Annotated in this window: 19 protein-coding genes; 9 read left to right on the forward strand and 10 right to left on the reverse strand. The window is 62.9% G+C overall.

Translation table 11 applies throughout. The features are described from left to right. Positions 1-4: 4 nt before the first annotated feature. Entirely contained in the window at positions 5-172 is a 168-nt protein-coding gene (locus PSUB009319_RS08555) for a Flp family type IVb pilin (protein ID WP_039600933.1), read from the reverse strand. 54 nt (positions 173-226) lie between these two features. Next, entirely contained in the window at positions 227-535 is a 309-nt protein-coding gene (locus PSUB009319_RS08560; protein WP_124381810.1) for a hypothetical protein, read from the reverse strand. Positions 536-1130: 595 nt separating this feature from the next. Here PSUB009319_RS08560 and PSUB009319_RS08565 point away from each other — a divergent pair. From PSUB009319_RS08565 to PSUB009319_RS08580, 4 genes are read left to right on the forward strand one after another with little or no spacing between them, the layout of a single operon-like run. Then, on the forward strand, positions 1131-2411 hold the full coding sequence (locus PSUB009319_RS08565) for a glycosyltransferase family 87 protein (RefSeq protein WP_124381811.1): 1281 nt from the start codon (positions 1131-1133) through the stop codon (positions 2409-2411). A 7-nt stretch (positions 2412-2418) separates the two neighbouring features. Next, a complete protein-coding gene (locus PSUB009319_RS08570) occupies positions 2419-3732 on the forward strand; it encodes a glycosyltransferase family 87 protein (protein ID WP_124381812.1) in 1314 nt (437 codons plus the stop codon). Then, the gene (locus PSUB009319_RS08575; protein ID WP_124381938.1) at positions 3732-4745 is read left to right on the forward strand and encodes a glycosyltransferase family 2 protein; all 1014 of its coding nucleotides are present in this window, start codon (positions 3732-3734) and stop codon (positions 4743-4745) included. Before PSUB009319_RS08570 ends, PSUB009319_RS08575 begins: the two co-directional genes overlap by 1 nt. 55 nt (positions 4746-4800) lie before the next feature. Continuing rightward, positions 4801-6015 carry a glycosyltransferase family 87 protein gene (locus PSUB009319_RS08580; RefSeq protein WP_260392915.1) on the forward strand — a complete coding sequence of 405 codons (1215 nt, stop codon included), beginning with the start codon at positions 4801-4803 and terminating at the stop codon, positions 6013-6015. A 33-nt stretch (positions 6016-6048) separates the two neighbouring features. On the opposite strand, the gene PSUB009319_RS08585 is transcribed toward PSUB009319_RS08580, so the two are convergent. The 7 genes from PSUB009319_RS08585 to PSUB009319_RS08615 all read right to left on the reverse strand — a co-directional run bounded on the left by PSUB009319_RS08585 (position 6049) and on the right by PSUB009319_RS08615 (position 13384). Beyond that, positions 6049-7089, reverse strand: a complete 1041-nt coding sequence (locus tag PSUB009319_RS08585; RefSeq protein ID WP_124381814.1) for an acyltransferase — start codon at positions 7087-7089, stop codon at positions 6049-6051. Continuing rightward, positions 7086-8258 carry a glycosyltransferase family 87 protein gene (locus PSUB009319_RS08590; RefSeq protein ID WP_260392916.1) on the reverse strand — a complete coding sequence of 391 codons (1173 nt, stop codon included), beginning with the start codon at positions 8256-8258 and terminating at the stop codon, positions 7086-7088. Before PSUB009319_RS08590 ends, PSUB009319_RS08585 begins: the two co-directional genes overlap by 4 nt. Before the next feature lie 219 nt (positions 8259-8477). Continuing rightward, complete coding sequence (locus PSUB009319_RS08595; protein WP_124381816.1) at positions 8478-9857, reverse strand: sigma-54 dependent transcriptional regulator; 1380 nt, start codon at positions 9855-9857, stop codon at positions 8478-8480. 1152 nt (positions 9858-11009) lie between these two features. Next, positions 11010-11534, reverse strand: a complete 525-nt coding sequence (locus PSUB009319_RS08600) for a TPM domain-containing protein (RefSeq protein WP_124381817.1) — start codon at positions 11532-11534, stop codon at positions 11010-11012. A gap of 22 nt (positions 11535-11556) precedes the next feature. After that, the gene (locus tag PSUB009319_RS08605; RefSeq protein WP_124381818.1) at positions 11557-12432 is read right to left on the reverse strand and encodes a YgcG family protein; all 876 of its coding nucleotides are present in this window, start codon (positions 12430-12432) and stop codon (positions 11557-11559) included. 13 nt (positions 12433-12445) lie between these two features. Continuing rightward, positions 12446-13081: a LemA family protein gene (locus PSUB009319_RS08610; RefSeq protein WP_185453431.1), complete on the reverse strand. Its 636-nt coding sequence runs from the start codon at positions 13079-13081 to the stop codon at positions 12446-12448. Positions 13082-13180: 99 nt separating this feature from the next. Next, entirely contained in the window at positions 13181-13384 is a 204-nt protein-coding gene (locus tag PSUB009319_RS08615) for a hypothetical protein (protein WP_124381819.1), read from the reverse strand. 91 nt (positions 13385-13475) lie between these two features. Here PSUB009319_RS08615 and dapA point away from each other — a divergent pair, with 91 nt between their 5' ends. Further along, positions 13476-14384 (forward strand): 4-hydroxy-tetrahydrodipicolinate synthase, encoded by a 909-nt coding sequence (dapA, locus tag PSUB009319_RS08620; protein WP_124381820.1) that lies wholly within the window; start codon positions 13476-13478, stop codon positions 14382-14384. Positions 14385-14873: 489 nt separating this feature from the next. On the opposite strand, the gene hemL is transcribed toward dapA, so the two are convergent. After that, positions 14874-16175, reverse strand: a complete 1302-nt coding sequence (gene hemL / locus PSUB009319_RS08630) for a glutamate-1-semialdehyde 2,1-aminomutase (protein ID WP_124381821.1) — start codon at positions 16173-16175, stop codon at positions 14874-14876. 211 nt (positions 16176-16386) lie between these two features. Between hemL and PSUB009319_RS08635 the strand changes: the two genes are divergently transcribed. From PSUB009319_RS08635 to PSUB009319_RS08650, 4 genes are all read left to right on the forward strand, one after another. Continuing rightward, the gene (locus PSUB009319_RS08635) at positions 16387-16572 is read left to right on the forward strand and encodes a rubredoxin (RefSeq protein ID WP_124381822.1); all 186 of its coding nucleotides are present in this window, start codon (positions 16387-16389) and stop codon (positions 16570-16572) included. Positions 16573-16881: 309 nt separating this feature from the next. Next, positions 16882-17376 (forward strand): response regulator, encoded by a 495-nt coding sequence (locus tag PSUB009319_RS08640; RefSeq protein WP_306308029.1) that lies wholly within the window; start codon positions 16882-16884, stop codon positions 17374-17376. A gap of 30 nt (positions 17377-17406) precedes the next feature. Further along, positions 17407-17775, forward strand: a complete 369-nt coding sequence (locus PSUB009319_RS08645) for a PleD family two-component system response regulator (RefSeq protein WP_124381823.1) — start codon at positions 17407-17409, stop codon at positions 17773-17775. An 87-nt stretch (positions 17776-17862) separates the two neighbouring features. Next, positions 17863-18408 carry a chemotaxis protein CheW gene (locus tag PSUB009319_RS08650; protein WP_124381824.1) on the forward strand — a complete coding sequence of 182 codons (546 nt, stop codon included), beginning with the start codon at positions 17863-17865 and terminating at the stop codon, positions 18406-18408. The last annotated feature ends 25 nt before the right edge of the window (positions 18409-18433 follow it).

Below are 18433 nucleotides of genomic sequence, written 5' to 3' on the forward strand. Positions count from 1 at the left end.
CGCGTTAGAGCGCGTTTGCGATGTTGTTGAACACGGTGCTCAGGTTGGTACCGACCAGCTTGACCGAAGCGATGATCACGACAGCGATCAGGGCGGCGATCAGGCCGTACTCGATGGCGGTCACACCATCTTCGTCACGGGCGAATTGCTTGAGTGCGTTGAGGTAGTTCATGACAATCTCCTTCAGTGGGAAAAATGCGCGTTCGAAAAGCCAGAATGAGGGAGGTCATGTCGGCGGCGCACAGATGGCACAAGCATGAAACGGCCAGCAGCCTTCGCTGCCGTCATCGGCCCGCAGGAACTCACGTGACACGCACCGTGTTGTGCCGCGTTGCGTGCTGTCCCATGTGGGTGATGTGAGCGTGTTGTTGGTCAGCATTTGTCTCGATCCCTTTTTCAATTCGATGCTTTGAATTGGAGATTCCGTTTCGCTTCGCCGTCTGCTGCGAACTTGCTGCTCCCCGTCCAAGGCGGCGGTGACGATGTCTTGCGATCTGGCATAGGCAAAAGCCGGGCCACCTCCGTGCACTTCCATGTGCGACAAGGCTTGGCGGGAGACCGGACGAAATCAGGGGAGCGTTCCGCAGCGCTGGTGCCCGAGTTCTCTGGCGCGGAGTTGCCAGGGGGAAACGCGTGGCGCGGCACGTCGATTTGGATGAGGCTACGTAGGGATGACGCAGCGCAGGGGTGCCCTCATTCAAATGGACAGGTCGGGGGGGAGCAGAGTGGATGGTGGAAATCGCCATCCGATAGGCTGGGGGTCTGCATTGGGCCCTTCACCGTGTTCCAGCCGAGGGCGTGCCAATAGCCGGGCGACGTTTCCGGATGGAAACGTTGATCGATCCTCCTGACGTATCTTTCTCGTGCTTACGCGCAACAAGGCCGTAGCCACAACGCATCGGGGGACGTGTCCCCGCGCTTCAGCGCTGAAACGTCGATGCAATTTCGACGATCGGGCAGCACAAGAACGAGGGCTCAGGCGCATGCCCTGCCTTGCCTTATCCAAGTGTGCGAACAAGACTGGGCTCTAAGACCCGCACGCGGCGCGAAGCTACCGCGCGCGTGGCGACGCCCAGCGCAGCGCAGACATCGTGTGCCGCGTACCACCCGGAACCGACGCGAGGAGCAGCATGAGCCAGAGATCTGTGCGTCTACCAGCCACGGGCAGCGCCGCTGCGGTTCGTGCGGCGGGCGCGGATGCCGCTGGCCACTGGATTGACGTGGCGCGGGTGCGCGCCTACAGCGGTGCGGTGTTGGTCCTGTTCTGCGCGCTGCTGCTTGGCTGGGCCTGGACGAGCAAGGGCTTTACCGATGTGACGATGGCGCGTCCTGGAACAGATTTCTCGGCGTTCTGGGGGGCATCCCATCTTGCGTTGACGCAAGGGCCTCTGCAGGCCTACGACGTGCGCCAACTAACCGCGGTGATCGCCGAGCATGGAACGTTGGGCAAGGGCGCCGAGCTGATTCTTCCCTGGCTCTATCCACCGACGTTTCTGCTGATGGTCTTACCGCTGTCGCTGTTGCCACTTACCTTGAGTTACCTGTTATTTCTGGCGGGCACGGGGTTCGTTTATTTCCGATCAATCGGCGTGTTGGTGGGGGCGCAGCGCCCGTGGCGCCAAGGGCTGTGGCTGCCTGTGCTGGCCGCGCCGGCAACACTCATCACCATTCTTGCGGGCCAGAACGCGCTGTTGACAGCTGGTGTGGCCGGGGCTGCCGTGTATCACCTGAACAAGCGTCCCGTGCTTGCCGGTGTGCTCATCGGCTTGCTTGCCATCAAGCCGCAGTTGGCGGTGCTGTTTCCGCTGGCGCTGGTGATCTCGCGTGCATGGAAGGCGCTGGCCGCCGCGCTGCTGACGGCCTTGGTATTTGCCGGTATCAGCGTGCTGGTCTGCGGCTGGCGCACGGTGCCGGCGTTCATCGCCAACGCGCAATGGGTGCGGGCGAGCTTCATCGAGGGCGGTGCCAACCTGTGGTGGGGCATGCCAACGCCCATTGCAGCCGCCAGGCTGGCCGGAGCGAGCGTGACGGGTGCCTACGTTGTGCAGGCGCTGATAGCGCTGACGATGGCTGGCGCGATGGCCTATGTCTGGCGGCGGACACCGGCGTTTGCGTTGCGGGCCGCAGCGCTGGCTATTGCCACGCTGACGGTATCGCCCTATCTGCGCGACTACGAGCTGACATGGCTGGGGATTGCCATCGCCGGGGTGGTGGGCGACGGTATGCGCGATGAAGGTGGCAATGGCAGTGGCAATGGCCTGTCGAGCGGCGAGCGGGGGCTGCTCGTTGTGGCCTGGCTCCTGCCGCTCTATGAGCACGCCAATCCTTACCTGAAGCTGCCGCAGATCGGGCCGCTGGTTCTGATGGCCATGATGGCGCTCGTGTTGCGTCGCGCGGCCACACGGGTGTGAGGGCGCCATGGCCATCGCCTTGAACCTCCTCAAGCACAGGGCGCCCGAGGCGCCGGTGGCACCTCCAGTGGCCGCGGCGGGTGCGCACCACTGGCTGGGCCCAGACCGCCTGGGCGTGTATTCGATGGCCGCGCTGGTGTGCTATGTCTCGTACTTTGTGATCTGGGCCGTCCGCGCCAGTGTGTTGAAGGTCGCTGGCGTTTTCCCGCTCGGCGGTGATTTTCTGGTGTTCTGGAGCGCCGCGCAGTTGGTCCTGCAGGGGCACCCGCTTGCTGCCTACGATGTTGCCGTGCTGCACAACGTCGAGCTGGCAACCGTTCCACTGGTGGCGACAACCCAGGGGTTCCTGCCCTGGTTCTACCCGCCAACGTTTCTGCCCTTTGTCGCGCCCCTTGGGCTGCTGCCCTACTGGCTTGCCGTGCTGGTCTTCCTGAGCGTAAGCGTGGGGTGCTTCCTCTGGGTGGTCAGCCGGATCGTGCCGTGGCGGCAGGCATGGCTGCCGTGCGCGGCGTTTCCCGGGATTGCCGTCGTACTCTCAACCGGGCAGAACGCGTTGCTGCTGGCGGCATGTGCTGGCTTGGCACTGACGTTGTTGCATTCCCCTCGCCCCAAGCGGCCGGCCCGCCCTATTGCCGCGGGCATGTTGCTCGCCCTGCTGACGGTGAAGCCGCAACTGGCTGTGATGTTTCCGGTCGCGCTTGTGTGTGCGCGTGCGTGGAAGACGTTGATTGCAATGGCGCTGACCTCGCTCGCGCTGATCGTGCTGGCGCTGGTGGCATTCGGCCCGCAGTCGTACATCGCCTTCCTGCACAACGCGGCGTTTGCTCGGTCGGTGGTGGAATCCGGCGCAGTCCATCTTGAACGCATGCCTACCCTCTTCGCGATGGTCAAGATGCTGCACGGCAGTGTGGCGCTGGCCTACGCGGTGCACCTGATGGGGGCGGCGGCGTGTGCCGTGGTCGCCTATGCGTGGAGCCGGCCATGCAGCTTTGCACTGCGCGCCGCGGCCGTGCTGATCGCCAGCATGCTCGCCAGCCCCTACCTGTACGACTACGACCTGGCCTTCCTCGGTCTGGCCATTGCGTGGCTGGCGTCTCACGCGGTGCGGCAAGGGTGGCTGCCCGGCGAACGTGAAGGGTTGATCCTGCTGTGGCTTCTGCCGCTGGGCGGAATGCTTCTGATTGACCGGCTCGGCTTTCAGTTGATGCCGGTGGTATTGCTGCTGGCACTCGCGCATATCGCGCGCCGTATTCATCTTGAGCGCACACGCAACGCGTCGCACAGCCGCGTGTCAAGGCGCCTTGAACGGGGAGAACAATGATGTTGGATTACAAAAGAAACCAATTGCTTTCGCTGGTCGTGCCGTTCTACAACGAGGGCGAGGCGCTGGCGTCCTTCTTTGCCCGCGTCGTGCCGATCCTGGAGTCGATCGAGTTCACGCAGTTCGAGATTGTCTGCGTGAACGATGGCAGCAAGGACGACACACTGCAGAAGCTGATTGCAGCGTCGCGCATGGACGAGCGCGTACGGGTGATCGACCTGACACGCAACTTCGGCAAGGAAGCAGCGCTGACGGCCGGTATTGACGAGGCACTTGGCGATGCCGTCATCCCCATCGATGCCGATCTGCAAGACCCACCGGAACTGATTCCCACCCTGGTGGCGCACTGGCAGAAGGGGGCGGAGGTCGTACTGGCACAGCGCGCCAGCCGCGCCTGCGATACCTTCCTGAAGCGGGTGACCGCTGCCGCGTACTACCGCGTTCACAACACGCTGTCCGACCTGAAGCTGCCAGAAAACGTTGGCGATTTCCGCTTGATGGACCGCGCCGTCGTCAATGCGCTCAAGCAGTTGCCCGAACGGCACCGGTTCATGAAGGGCTTGTTTGCGTGGGTGGGCTTCAATACCGTGATCGTGCCGTACGAGCGCGAGGCACGCAGCGCAGGCCAGTCGAAGTTCTCTGGCTGGCGCCTGTGGAACTTTGCGCTGGAAGGCATCACCAGTTTCAGTACCTGGCCGCTGCGGAGCTGGACGTATATCGGTCTGGCGATTGCGAGCCTGGCATTCGTGTACGGCAGCTACATCATCGCGCGCACCATAGTCCTTGGCGTGGACGTGCCGGGCTACGCCTCGCTGCTGTCGCTGCTGCTGTTCTTTGGCGGTTTGCAACTGATCGGGTTGGGTGTGGTGGGTGAATACATTGGCCGCATTTACGACGAGGCCAAGGGCCGCCCGATCTACCTCGTGAAGCGTCGCTACCAAGAGCGCCGGCAGCGCAATCGACTGACGGGCGAGCGGCGCGTGATTCAGATGGTGCGGGGGCAGCGCAGCTAGGTGTGTTCAAGCAATTGGGGGAACCATGTCAGCTAGAGACTCTGCGCACCGGCCGGTGCGCCGTCTGACCGTATATGCGCTGGCCGCATTGTTGTTGCAGGCCCTGGCCCTGCTGATCTGGATCGTCCGGTTCTATGTGTTGGAGGATTGGACAGCGCCGATTGTGGGCTTTGACTTCGCCGTCTTTTGGTCAGCCGCGCGGGTCACGATGGAGCATGGTGCGGCGTCGGTGTTTTCCCAGCAGTTAATGCAGCCGCTTGAGGTGGCGCTGTGGCACAAGCTTCACTATGCGCCCTGGCCTTATCCGCCGACATTCCTTTTGGCAGTTCTACCGTTCGGCTTGCTATCGTTTGGCAGCGCGCTCGTTCTCTATTCGATGCTTGGGCTGCTGAGCTACGGGTCGATGATCGCGTGCATTGTGCGCCGCGCCGAGCGTGCATGGCTGCCCGTGTTCGCCGCATCTCCCGGGGTTTTTGTTGCGATTGCACTGGGGCAGAATTCGCTGTTCACGGTGGGTGTAGCCGGCATTGCTTTGGCACTGATCGAAACCAATTCGGCCCTGGCCGGCGTGTGCGTGGCTCTGCTTGTCATCAAGCCGCAGTTTGGCGTGCTCATTCCGCTGGTGTTGATCTGCGGCCGGCAATGGAAGGTGCTGACGGTATCCGCGCTGTGCACGCTTGCCTTTGTCGGGGGCAGCACGGCCATACTCGGGCTTGACGTGTGGAGCGCGTTTGTCACCTATTTGCCGCAGTTCAACCGGATCGCGGTCGAGTATGGCGGCAGTGAAATGTGGCTCGGCATGCCAACGGTTTTTGCCGGTAGCCGCAGCCTGGGTTTGCCGGTGAGCGTGGCCTACACGGTGCATGGCCTGGTTGCCGCGCCTGCCGTGATGGTCACGGCCGTCCTGTGGGTCAAGCGTGCCAGGTTCGCGCTTCGCGCAACGGCCTTTGTCGCGGCCACGCTATTGGTGCAGCCGTACATCATGTTCTACGACCTTGCGTGGCTGATTCTGCCGATAGCCTTTCTAGTGCGCGATGCCAAGGCCGCGCCATTGAATCGGATGGAGTGGGCCGTTCTCACCGCAGCGTGGCTGGCACCTGCGCAGGGTGTCCTGGCCGCCTATGTCGGCCTATATCTTCAGATTGTTCCTGCTGTGCTCGTGGCTTTGCTTGTCATCGTGATGCGGCGCTATTTCGCATCCACTGCGGCAAGCACGCAGCCCGCTAACGCCGTTGTTGAGCACGTGGCTGGCGCGTCCCGATTGGTTTGAGGATTTGTGGCTGCCGAGTTGCGCTGCGATGCATCAGCGCATTGGCACGCGCGACGGCGCTGCATGCGAGAACGTTCGAGACCACGCATTGAACCGGCTGCGAAATGGCACTTCGACGTAGTTGTGCAGCAGATGGGCCGCGGCAAAGGCCCAGAAGAGAAACAGTGCGTAGGTGACGAGTTGATCCATGAGCCCGATGTCCGCCGGCATGCTCACGACGAGCGGCAGCATGACGCCATGTGCAAGGTATAGCGGATAAGACACCTTGCCTAGATATTGCGCAGCAGGTGTCTGAAGGATGCGCGCGACCGGGCCGCGGTCACTGATGAGCGCACTGATGAGCGCGCCGAACGTCAATGGTGCGGCCAATGCGGACCCTGGCAGGGCGTCAGCAGCAATAAGCAAGAACAGCGCCGCTGAAAACGCCATCACCTGAAATGCAGGGTTGTTTGTCCACCTGATGAGGCGATCCCGGAACTCAAAGAGGAGGGCCCCCGTGAAGAACCCCGCGATACACCGCAGCCAGCCGAATTGATGAACCAGCTTACTGAGGCATCCGCCCTGGAGAAGGCAGGCGCGGTCGATCTCGATCCGGGCGGCCAGCGCGCACGCCATCACGGCCAACGCTGCGAACACCACTATGCGGGCACGGCCGCGCATCAGGATGCAACCCGCACCGAACAGCAGGTAGACGTACATTTCGTCGCCAGCGCTCCAGCTCACGGCGTTGCCGATGCCGGCCTGGAAAAAATTCAGGCCCTGCGACATGGTGGTCAGCGCCAGCGTCTCGCCCAACGGTGGCAGATGGCGGGCCACGATAAGGGCCAGCAGCGTGGTTGCCAGATGCGTTGGCCACAGACGGCCGATGCGGCGGATCATGAACGTCCGCAGTGACGCCAGGTTCGACAACTGCGAGCCACAGGCGCTGCTGATGACGAAGCCGCTCAGCACAAAAAAGAGGTCTACCGCAAGATACGCGTTGGCAGAGAGCGGATGCGGCCATGCGCAGAACATGTGGTGCACCACGATGAACAAGGCTGCGATGCCGCGCAGGCCCTCAAAGCTTCTGATCACGCCGTTGTCCCCTGCGCCGGATTGGATGCGTGCGCGCTCATCGCGGCCACGGGTTGGGTTGCAGCGTCAAAGGCTTCGTGTGGTGCGACCACGCGTTGCGGCGCACGCGCGCGCTGCACGACGATGGCGAGCAAGGCCACCAGCACGATCGGCGCCCATTGCCCCGTCCGATGAGAAAGTACGGCGAACAGGCCCTGTGCCGGCACCAGCCACGCAGCGAGCAGCACCGCTTTTTCGAACCGGTTGCTGCCGTGGCGCACGAAATCGATCGTGAGCCAGGCTATTGGCAAGGCGAGCCACGCCAGGTCGTAGTAGATGAGGTAGGGCTGCACCATCAACGTCGCAATGGGTAGCGTTGCGGCGCGCAACGCAAAGCGGCAGGTGCTGCGCCAAAGCCAAACGCAGGTGGCAATCACCAGCATTGCCACACCGGCATGCACCGCATATGACACCGTGGTCGAGCACCCCGCAGACCGCAGCGTGCCGAACACCGTTGGCGCGCCGTACAGAATCACACCGCCGTTCTCGACAATGGCGTGGCGGAACATGGCCATGCTTTTCGCGGCGGCAACAAAGGTGTCCGTGCCGAATGCGAGCCAACTCAGCGCCAGGATCAGCACCGAGAAGAACGCCGCCGATGCGAGCGCGCGCCAATGGCGTGCGCAGAGCAGGTAGAGCGGAAACAGGATGCCCAGTTGCGGTTTGATGCACAGCATGGCGATGCAGGCACCTGCCGCCACCGGAGATCGCCGCAGCAATACCAGCGCGGCGCCTGCCGCTGCCGCTGTGAACAGCGAGTTCTGCCCCGTGACCAGCGTGACCCACACGCCAGGAAACGCAACGGCCGGAATGAGCCACGGCAGCCGCTGCCAGTCTGGCACCGACCGCAGCGTTGACCTGAGCATCCCCAGATAGAGCGCAATGCCGCAGCCCGAGAAAGCCACCGTGGCCGCGCCAAACGACAACATCCCGATCGGATAGATCAGCAGCAGAAACATCGGCGGATAGGAGAACGGCCCAAAGATGTCGGGCGGCAGGATGGCTGCCTCTGCAGCGCGCAGCAAAGCCCAGTCATAGGCCGCTGTGGCGCCGTGTGTCATGGCCAGGCTGGCGGCACTCCAGAAGACAGCCAGATCCCACCCCGGTGATGGAATGGTGGTGTTCTTCAAGATGTGATGGCCCCCCCACCACATGCCGAGCAGGAAGTACTCAAGGAAGAGCAGGGCCCCGCCATACACATACAGTCGGCGGGACCCCTGCCAACCTCCCTCCCTCGCTCCCCTCGACTCCGGCGCTGAGTCAACTCGCGCCGTGTGTTGCCCGCCCTGCTGGCTGACAGACATGGTCCGCCCCTGTTTTTTATTCTGCCTCCGCCTTTCGCCCTGCCTTTACCTTTGCACGCACACCATCCCGAGTTCGCCCTTGCGGATCTGCAGTTTGTGCTCGCGCATCATCCGGAACAGCGTGACCCGTGAGATGCCAAGCTCTTCGGCCACATCGATAAGCCGTTCATGATTGCGTTGCAAGGCTTCCTTGACGGCGCAGCGCTCGGCCGCTTCGCGCGCCTCGGCCAGGGTGGGCGGGCGCGAGGGCTCTACGGGCGGCTGCAGGTCGAGATCAACCGGCTTGATGATGCCGTCTTCGCACATGGCTGCGGCGTGCCGGATGCGGTTGATCAGCTCCCGCACATTGCCCGGCCATGTGTGCGCGCTGAGCGCACGCAGTGCCGTTGGCGAGAACCCCTTGATGTGCTCGGGCGAATGGCTGCGCACGCTGTTGAGAATGTGTTCGGCCAGCAGCAGGATGTCGGTGTCGCGCTCGCGCAATGCGGGTTGCTTGACGCGCAGCACGCAGAGGCGGTGATAGAGGTCACCGCGAAAGCGTTCCGCTGCGATGGCGGCTTCCAGGTCGACATGGGTGGCTGAGATGACGCGCACGTCGACGGAAACCGACTCGGTGCCGCCCAGCCGTTCGATGCAGCCGGTTTCCAGAAAGCGCAGCAGGCTGGTCTGGCTTTCGAGCGGCATATCGCCGATTTCATCCAGGAAGAGGGTGCCACCGTGCGCCATCTCAATGCGGCCGAGTTTGCGCTTGACCGCGCCCGTGAAGGCGCCGCGTTCATAACCGAACAGCTCGGACATCAGCAGCGTAGGCGGGATGGCAGCGCAGTTGACGGCAATGAATGGCTGCCCGGCACGGCGCGAGGCGCAGTGGATCGCGCGTGCAGCGAGTTCTTTGCCGGTGCCGGATTCACCCGAAATCAGCACGGGCGTGTCCCATTTCGATACCTTCTCGATGCCGCGAAAGAGGCCCTGCATGGCGGGGCAGTTGCCGATCATGCCATCGGGGCGGAGCGCATCGCGTGCGAGCGTTGCTGCCGGGCGCAGGTTTGCCATCCCGACAGCGTGACCCAGCGCGCGTGCCAGTTCGGCGCTGTCGCACGGGGTGTTGTAGTAGTCGACAAAGTACAGGCCGAGCAGCTTGCGCATCGGGTCAGACAGCATGTCGCCGTTGCTGAGCACCCCGATCCAGCCGATGTTCTGCTGCGCAAGCCAGGGTTCCAGTTCTTCCAGCTCGGCGTCGGAGTAGCCGCAGTCCAGATCCAGCAGACCGCCCAGGACGGGCTCATCGCCCAGGTTCAGCGCTTCAAGGTCGCGGCGGTTGTTGGCGAAGAGCAGCCGCCAACCCTGTTGGGCCAGGTAGCGGCAACGCGGTGCATCGTGACGCAACGAGATATAGAGCAACGGGCGGTTGATGTACGCGTTCATGTTTTCCCCCAGCGTTTCTTCTACGGGGCCGCGCGCGGCTGTTGCGGCCACCAATGGACTGCCAAATCAACCATCGGACAAGGGCGGAAAAATACCGTCTGTCCGCAAATGCAGTCTGGGGGAGGAACCTCTATGCGCCATACGGCTGTCGGCGTGCGGTGTTGCATGCCTGGCAACCTGGCGGTCTCGATTGTTCGAGACTGGCTTGGACGTCGGTTTGCACCGGCGTTACCCCCGGACACTTCTACTTTGACTTCTACGCGTGGGTTCACCACGCATCGCCTGAGGCCGGTATGGATGGCTGTATCAGACGCGCTCTTGGGTGCTGGGCCATCTGGCGTGGCCGGTGCACCGCCTTTGTTTTGAACCTCCCCTCGGAGCGCCGCTGGTATCTCACTTGGGTTGGCACTCCGTCATGAATCTGTCCTGCGGTCTCGGCGGCGGCGTTGCATGCCGTTCTGGTTTGATGGCCGAGCAGCTTGATCGCTGGGTTGCCTTGCTGGCCCGGACACTAGAGCGACGACCATGCCACGGCGGATAAACCATTGAGCCACAACGATTTCCACCCCGATCAGGATGTTTGCACTGGCAGGCGCCAGTTGGATGTTCCGAATTGGATACGTGCCGGATACCGGAGGTGGCGAGTGGAAATCACCAAAGAAGGGGCATTTTTGTGCGCAAAAAGTCGCGCAAACGAACGCAAAAAGTGACGTGAATTACCTGTTGCGATGCAAAAACGCGGGGCAACCAGAGGGCTTCCGAATGGTTGCATTTGTGAAACGTGCGCGGCGCACGTCGCCTGCGGAGAGGCCGTACCGAGCACCTTCGTATCACACGGCGCACGGGTGTGTCGCGGAAATGGCGTAGCGGCTTGTCGGCGATGTGGGTGAATGCGCCGCAGAAAATGACGCGGATACCTGAGGCGTGGCGCGCGTCACGTCATCCTAAAAGATGAGGTGCCTCATTGCCTGGGCGCGTTACCCACGCGTTTCTTTGTGCGTGCGATTTCGTATCAGAACTGAAACGCCTGCTGCGGATGTGCACCTGCAGTCAGATCGCTGTGAAACACAGTGGCCGAGGCAGCCCACAATGCGCCCCCAATGCAGCCCCGAAGCGGGTACACAAGCGCGAGGCCCACGCAACATCGCGCCGTTACAGCACCACCGGACGGTCACTCACTTCATTGGCGCGCGGCGTGCCATCCGATGGCGCATGCGCAGCAAGAAGGTCATTGATCTGCGCCAGCGCTTCGAGCACCGGCGTGATGGCCACGCGCTGTGCAAAGCCGCGTGTGATGGTCTCGCAGATGGTGCGCCACGCGTGCGCATCTACCTTGGCAGCGATGCCGTGGTCGGCAAGAATCTCGACCGCGTGGTCAGCCAGGTTGATGTAGAGCAGCACACCCACGTGCTCGCGCGTGTTCCACACTTCCAGCAGGCCGAACAGCGTGCGGGCGCGGTGGCGCGGCGATACACCGGCCCACGCATCGCGCACCGGCAGCGAGCTTTCGATGACGACGCGCACCTCGCCGCGATGGCGTTCTTCGCCTTCGCGCACGGCGGCTTCGAGTTTTTGCAGATCCGCTGGTGGGAACGCGCGTTTTGCATGCGACGACGTTGTCAGCAGGTGGGTGAGGGCACGGCGTGCGCCGCGGTGGTGTTGGGTCTTGGAAGCCATGGATGCGTTCGCCAGTTACCAGTTACCAGTTGCCCGAGGCGCCGCCGCCACCGAAATCGCCGCCACCGCCGCCGCCAAAGCCACCGCCGCCACCGCCGCCACCACCAAAATCACCGCCGCCGCGTCCCCATCCACCGCCAAGGCCGCCGCCCAAGCCACCACCAAGCCCGCCGATGGTGCCCGGGCCCCAGCCGCGGTTGCCCATCACCACGCGCGAGCCGGGCCGGCCGGGCAGGCTGCCCGTCACACGCCCGCCCGAGCGCATGGCCGCGCTCAGCACAAAGAACACGATGATCGCCAGCGGAAACAGCACCGGCAGCCAATCGCCGATGCCGCCGCTGGCCTGCTGATGCTTCGCGCGCTCCGCCGGTGGCAGGCTCTCTTGCGCAACGATGGTCTGGATGGCCGAGATGCCCGCTGACAGCCCGCCGTAGAAATCGCCCTGGCGGAAGTGCGGCGCCATCACGTCCTGCAGGACGCGCTTCGATTGCGCATCCGTCAGCGCGCCCTCCAGCCCGCGCCCGACCTCGATGCGCATCTTGCGCAAAGACGCCGGGTTGTCTTTGGCAATGAGGATGATTGCACCGTCGTCCACGCCCTTGCGCCCGGCCTTCCATGCATCGGCCACGCGGATGCCGTACGCCTCGATGGGCTCCGGCGCAGTAGTCGGCACCATCAGCACGAAGATCTGGCTGCCGCGCTGCTGTTCGTAGTCGGCCAGCACCTGTTCAAGCGCGCTCTTCTGCTGGGTGCTGAGCGTGCCGGTCAGGTCGGTCACGCGCGCGGCCAGCGGCGGCACGGCCACCACGTCGCTTTGCGCGCGCGCAGGCAACGCCGCACTCAGCCACAGGGCCGCTGTCAGCAGAAAAGCGAAGAAGGCACGTGTGCGCATCGACATGGTGGTCAACTCGTCAGAATTTCACCGCCGGGGCGGTGGAGATGCCCTTCTCGTTCTCAACCGTAAAGTTCGGTTTGACCTGGTAGCCCATCACCTTGGCCGTGAGGTTGGTCGGGAAGCTACGGGCCAGCACGTTGTAGTCCTGCACTGATTTGATGTAACGCTGGCGCGCCACGGTAATGCGGTTCTCGGTGCCTTCCAGTTGCGATTGCAGATCACGGAACGACTGATCGGCCTTGAGCTGCGGATAGTTTTCCGACACGGCCATCAGGCGCGACAGCGCGCTCGACAGCTCGCCCTGCAATTGCTGGAATTTCTGGAATGCCGCCGGATCGTTCAGCACCTCGGGCGTGATCTGGAAGCTTGTGGCCGCGGCGCGGGCCTTTGTCACCGCTTCCAGCGTGTCTTTTTCATGCGCGGCGTAACCCTTGACCGTATTCACAAGGTTCGGGATCAGATCCGCACGGCGCTGGTATTGGTTGACGACTTCCGCCCAGGCCGCCTTGGTGGCCTCGTCCTTGGCCTGGAAATCGTTATAGCCGCAGGCCGATAGGAAGGGCGTGGCCAGCACGGCCAGCATGGCGAACGATCGCGCCAGCCAGCGCAGCACTGAAAAACGCGTCGAGCGGAAGGTCAGGGCAGGCGTCATAAAGTCCTCTTGGTCTGAAAAGAATGTGGCATGAGACCGACATCGTCTCACGATGTTCCAGCGCACTTTAGCTTAGGCGCTTGACGCTCCAGTCACACATCAGTACGGTATGGAGACTTTTTTGACAATTTCCATGCGCGCGATTTCCGTTTCCTCGTCGATCTGCACCGCACCGGCATTCTGCCTGTCGGTTTTGCCGACGCTCGCGCACGCCAAAAAAGCCACCAAACAGCCGCTCGTCTGACCGGAGCGCTGTTCCGTCAGATGGGCGACGGAACAGCGGTTGACCGACACGTTAGACACGGTTGCCTCTTACCCGCACTGCGCGGGGCGATATTCCCGATGCTCTCCTGATGGTTCTTGACCGGTCGTTGATTCGTCCAGGAGTGTTGTCGTGCTTGAAAATCCGTTCACCAATCTGTCCACCAACGAACGCCCCTCGTATGCGGGTATCTGGGTGCCCATCGTCACGCCGTTTGCCGATGATGTGGCGCGGTCGGTCGACTACGGTGCGCTGTATACATTAGTGGCGCGGTATCGCGCGCAAGGCGTGGCCGGCTTCGTCGCTTGCGGCAGCACGGGCGAGGCCGCTGCGCTGACTGACCAGGAACAGGCCGACGTGCTGGATACGGTGCGCGCCGCCGCCGATGAGTTGCCCGTGGTGATGGGCGTCTCGGGCAGTGCGCTGGCCCCCGTGCGCGAACGCATGCTGCGGCTTGCCGAGCACCGGCCCGCAGCGTTTCTGGTGCCGCCTCCTTCCTACATCCGCCCGTCGCAGGCGGGGCTCATTGAATACTTCACCGCGTTGGCCGACGCCTCGCCGGTGCCGGTGCTGCTGTACGACATTCCCTATCGCACCGGCGCCACCATCGATACCGAAACGCTGCTCGCGCTTGCCGCGCATCCCAACATTCACGGCATCAAGGATTGCGGCGCCGATGCGGACAAGACCCAGCGCGTGATTGCCGATGGGCGGCTGCAGGTGCTGGCGGGCGAAGATGCACAGGCGTTTGGCACGCTGTGCGCGGGTGGCGCGGGGGCAATCATTGCGGCTGCCCATGTGCGGACTGAGTTGTTTGTGGAGATGGCGCGCGCGGTGCAGGAGCAACGCTTGAACGACGCGCGGCGCTTGCATCATGCGCTGGCGCCGGTGGTTCGGTTGTTGTTTGCTGAGACGAACCCCGGGCCGTTGAAGGCATGGCTGGCCGCCGAAGGGCTGATTCAGAACGTGCTGCGGGCGCCGATGATGGCGGCGTCTGACGTGTTGGGGAGGGAATTGATGGAGGCTGTGAGGCGGGTTTGATTTTTTTCTTGCACCCGCGCGCCACGTTTAAGGGCGATGGGTTCCAGAACGCCAAAGCCAGCGTTCAGAACTGCCAGGCAGGAGTTCAGAACCTCCAAGTCGAAGTCCGGAACCTTGAAGGCGGCGCTGAGTTCGAAGTCGATGAGCGCAGCCGCAATGCCGCTGCAAAGAAAAAGTGCCGCGCGAAGCGATTCGCTCCTGCGCTAGCGCCAGTGCCGCGACGGTGCGGCCGTACCCTGCCCTGGATGGCGCCTTGAATTTCTGTTGCAGGGAGGAAAAAGAGGGGAGGCCTGTTTGAGCGAAGCGAGTTTGCCTCCCCTCCCTCCCTGCGACATAAATTCAAGGGGAAGTCGCCATCTTGGGCGCGCCTTTCTTTGCTTACTTTCTTTGGCAAGACAAAGAAAGTGAGTCAGCCCTGGCAGGGGATGAAACAAGGGATGGACCACCAACAAAAAAAGGTCATCCCTACCCAAACCAAAACCCAAAAAATCAAACCGCCTTAAACGCCTTCCGAGCCGCAGCAAAAGTGGCATCCAGAATCGCATCATCATGCGTAGCCGACACAAAGCCCGCCTCAAAAGCAGACGGCGCCAAATACACACCTTCAGCCAGCATGGCATGGAAGAACGCATTGAAGCGCCCCACATCACTCTTGGTCACTTCGGCAAAGCTCGTCGGCACGCCCTCGCGGAAGTAGATCCCGAACATGCCCCCAACGCTGTCAGCGGCAAACGGCACACCCGCTTCGCAGGCAATGTCGGCCAGCCCGTCGACCAGCTTGCGCGTCTGTGCGGCCAGACGGTCATGAAAGCCATCAGCGGCAATCAGGCGCAGCGTGGTGAGGCCAGCGGCAACCGCCAGCGGATTGCCCGACAGTGTGCCCGCCTGATACACGCTGCCCAGCGGTGCGAGAAAGCCCATGATGTCGCGGCGGCCGCCAAACGCCGCCGCCGGCATGCCGCCGCCAATCACTTTGCCCAGACACGTCAGATCCGGCGTGATGCCGTACAGTGCCTGCGCACAGCCCAGCGCCACACGGAAGCCCGTCATCACCTCGTCGAAGATCAGCACGGCGCCGTTCTCGGTGCACAGCGAACGCATGGCCTGGTGGAACTCGGTGCTGCCTCGCACCAGGTTCATGTTGCCGGCCACCGGCTCGACGATCACGGCGGCAATCTCGTTGCCATGGCGGGCAAACGCTTCGCGCAGCGCGGCAACGTCGTTGTACGGCAGCACCATCGTGTGCTTGACGACGTCTTCCGGCACGCCGGCGGAAGAGGGCGCATTCTGCGTCGTATCCGCAAACGTCAGCAAGCCAGAGCCGGCCTTGACCAGCAGGCTGTCGGCATGGCCGTGGTAGCAGCCTTCAAACTTCACAATGAGGTCACGCCCGGTGAAGCCGCGCGCCAAGCGCAGGGCGCTCATGGTCGCTTCGGTGCCTGACGACACCAGCCGCACCTGCTCGATTGACGGCACGAGCTTGCAGATTTCCTCGGCCATGACGACTTCGGCCTCGGTCGGGGCGCCGAACGAGAAGCTGTCGGCCGCCACTTCCTGCACGGCCCGCACGACATCCGGGTGCGCGTGGCCAACGATCATCGGGCCCCAAGAGCCCACGTAGTCGATATAGCGGGTGCCGTCGGCGTCCCACAGGTAGGGGCCTGCTGCCTTGGCAATAAAGCGCGGCGTGCCGCCCACCGAGCGGAAGGCGCGTACCGGCGAGTTCACACCACCGGGAATGGTCTTCTGGGCACGTTCAAACAGGGCGGCGCTGCGGGAGGAAGTCGACATGGATGCTGTTGGAAGAAAGTGGCGCCGCGCAAAAACGATGCTGCGGCGCGGTTTAAAGACTGTTTGACGCGATTATGCGGTGGTTTGCCGCAGATCCAGGTTCGATGCAGTCAAACACCGCGTCTGCCCGGCGCCTGTTCTGGCGCACCCGGGCGTGATTCGGTACCATCTGGCCTGCCATTTTAATAGACGGAACCACCAAGCTTTACCTATGAGCGACACAACGACTGAATACAAGACGTGGATGTGCCTGATTTGCGGCTGGATCTACGACGAAGAACAAGGCGCCCCGGATGACGGCATCGCGGCCGGTACGAAGTGGGAAGACGTGCCCATCAACTGGACGTGCCCCGAGTGCGGCGCGCGCAAGGAAGACTTCGAAATGGTGCAGATCTGATCCGGATCTGCACCGTTTTCCGTCTGCCGCAAGTGAGCGGTTGCCCTCTTGCTAACAGCCAAATATCAGGAAGTGACGGTTCGATGAAATAGGCTCGTCGCTTCCATGCCACAGGCAGCCGGCGAACGATCGGCGCCATTGACGGCGAATAGGTGACTTGTCACACTTCGTCAAATTCTGAGCTTCACACTTCATAAGCGGGCCGGGGGGCGTAGTTTTGAAGTCGTCGCCAGCGTGGGCCCTTTCCGTATAGAGGGCACGCTGCGCGGTGATTTGCCGCGTCCATCCGGTCAGAATGTCGTGGCGACCATGGTCGCGCACTGCGAGAACATGATGCAATCCGCGCGGGTGGAACAACTGGCTGACTCCCAACCGCTGGCGAACTCTCCGCTGGCGCATTCCCTGACAGGCTGCAAAGTGCTGGTGATCGACGATTCCAGCACCATTCGCCGTACCGCGCAGATTTTCCTCACCCAGGCGGGGTGCCAGGTCGTGCTGGCCGAAGACGGCTTCGATGCGCTGGCCAAGGTGGGCGATCTGAAACCCGATCTTGTGTTCTGCGACATCCTGATGCCGAATCTCGACGGCTACCAGACCTGCTCGCTCATCAAGAAAAGCCCAAAGTTTCATGCCACGCCCGTGATCATGCTGTCTTCGCGCGACGGAATTTTTGACCGTGCGCGGGGCAAGTCGGTCGGGGCGGTGGACCACCTCGCCAAGCCGTTCTCGAAGGAGGCGCTGCTGGAGGCGGTCCGGACACATTTGCCGGTGCCGCAAGCCCAGGTTGGGGCAACTCGGCAGTGACGGCATCTCTCTTAACGAAGGACTGTTTGTATGGCAATCAAGAACGTGTTGGTGGTCGATGATTCTCCGACCGAAGCGCTGCACCTGTCGGAGATTCTGAACAAGAAGGGTTTCAAAGTGACGGTCGCTGCCGATAGCGAGCAAGCCATGACCAAGCTCGAAGCCGAAACCTTCGACCTGATCCTGATGGACGTGGTAATGCCCGGCCAGAACGGTTACCAGGCCACCCGGGCCATCAAGAAGGATGAGCGCTTTCAGGCCATCCCCGTGATCATGTGCACGACCAAGGGCCTGGAGACCGACCGCGTGTGGGGCATGCGCCAGGGCGCATCGGACTACATCGTCAAGCCGGTCAAGGCCGAAGAGCTGCTCGAGAAGATCGCCAAGCTGGGGCAGTAACCCTGCGAATCGGCCAATCGTTACCCAACCGCGCGCGCTGCCTGACATGGCGCGTAGCACACACGCAGCACCGGACATGAGCCAGACGTGAACGAACAGCGCACCAACCTGACCTCCCGCCAGCGCCTGCACGAATACCAGGCGATGCTGGCCCGCCGCCTGCAAGAGGCGCGCGCCAAGGCGTCGACGGAAGGCTTTCTGGGCGTGCAGATCGGTGGCCACCACTGGCTGTTGTCGCTGACTGAAACCGGCGAGGTGCTGGACTATCAGCCACCCGCACGCGTGCCGCTCACGCAGCCCTGGTACCTCGGTCTTGTGAATGCGCGCGGCAACCTGCTCGGCGTGATCGATTTCGGCATGTTCTGCGGTGAAGCGCCCACGGGTAGTGGCGCTGGCGCCAAGATCGTGGTGTTGTCCAAGGACCCGCAGCGGGCATGTGCAATTGTGGTGCCGCGTGTGGCGGGCCTGCGCAGCCTGAGCGATCTGCAACCGGCGGAAGCCACCGCAGAAGAGGGCCGTCCGTGGTTGGGCCGTGCCTGGAGCGACGCGCAGGGCACGCAGTGGCGCGAGCTGGATGTGCGGCAGTTGCTGGCCGATCCGGCATTCCTGCAGGTGGGCCGCAGCCGCGCATAGAGCGACGAGGCGCGATCAAGCAGCC

It is taken from the genome of Ralstonia sp. SET104, assembly GCF_003851545.1.
In the GTDB taxonomy this organism is placed as follows: domain Bacteria; phylum Pseudomonadota; class Gammaproteobacteria; order Burkholderiales; family Burkholderiaceae; genus Ralstonia.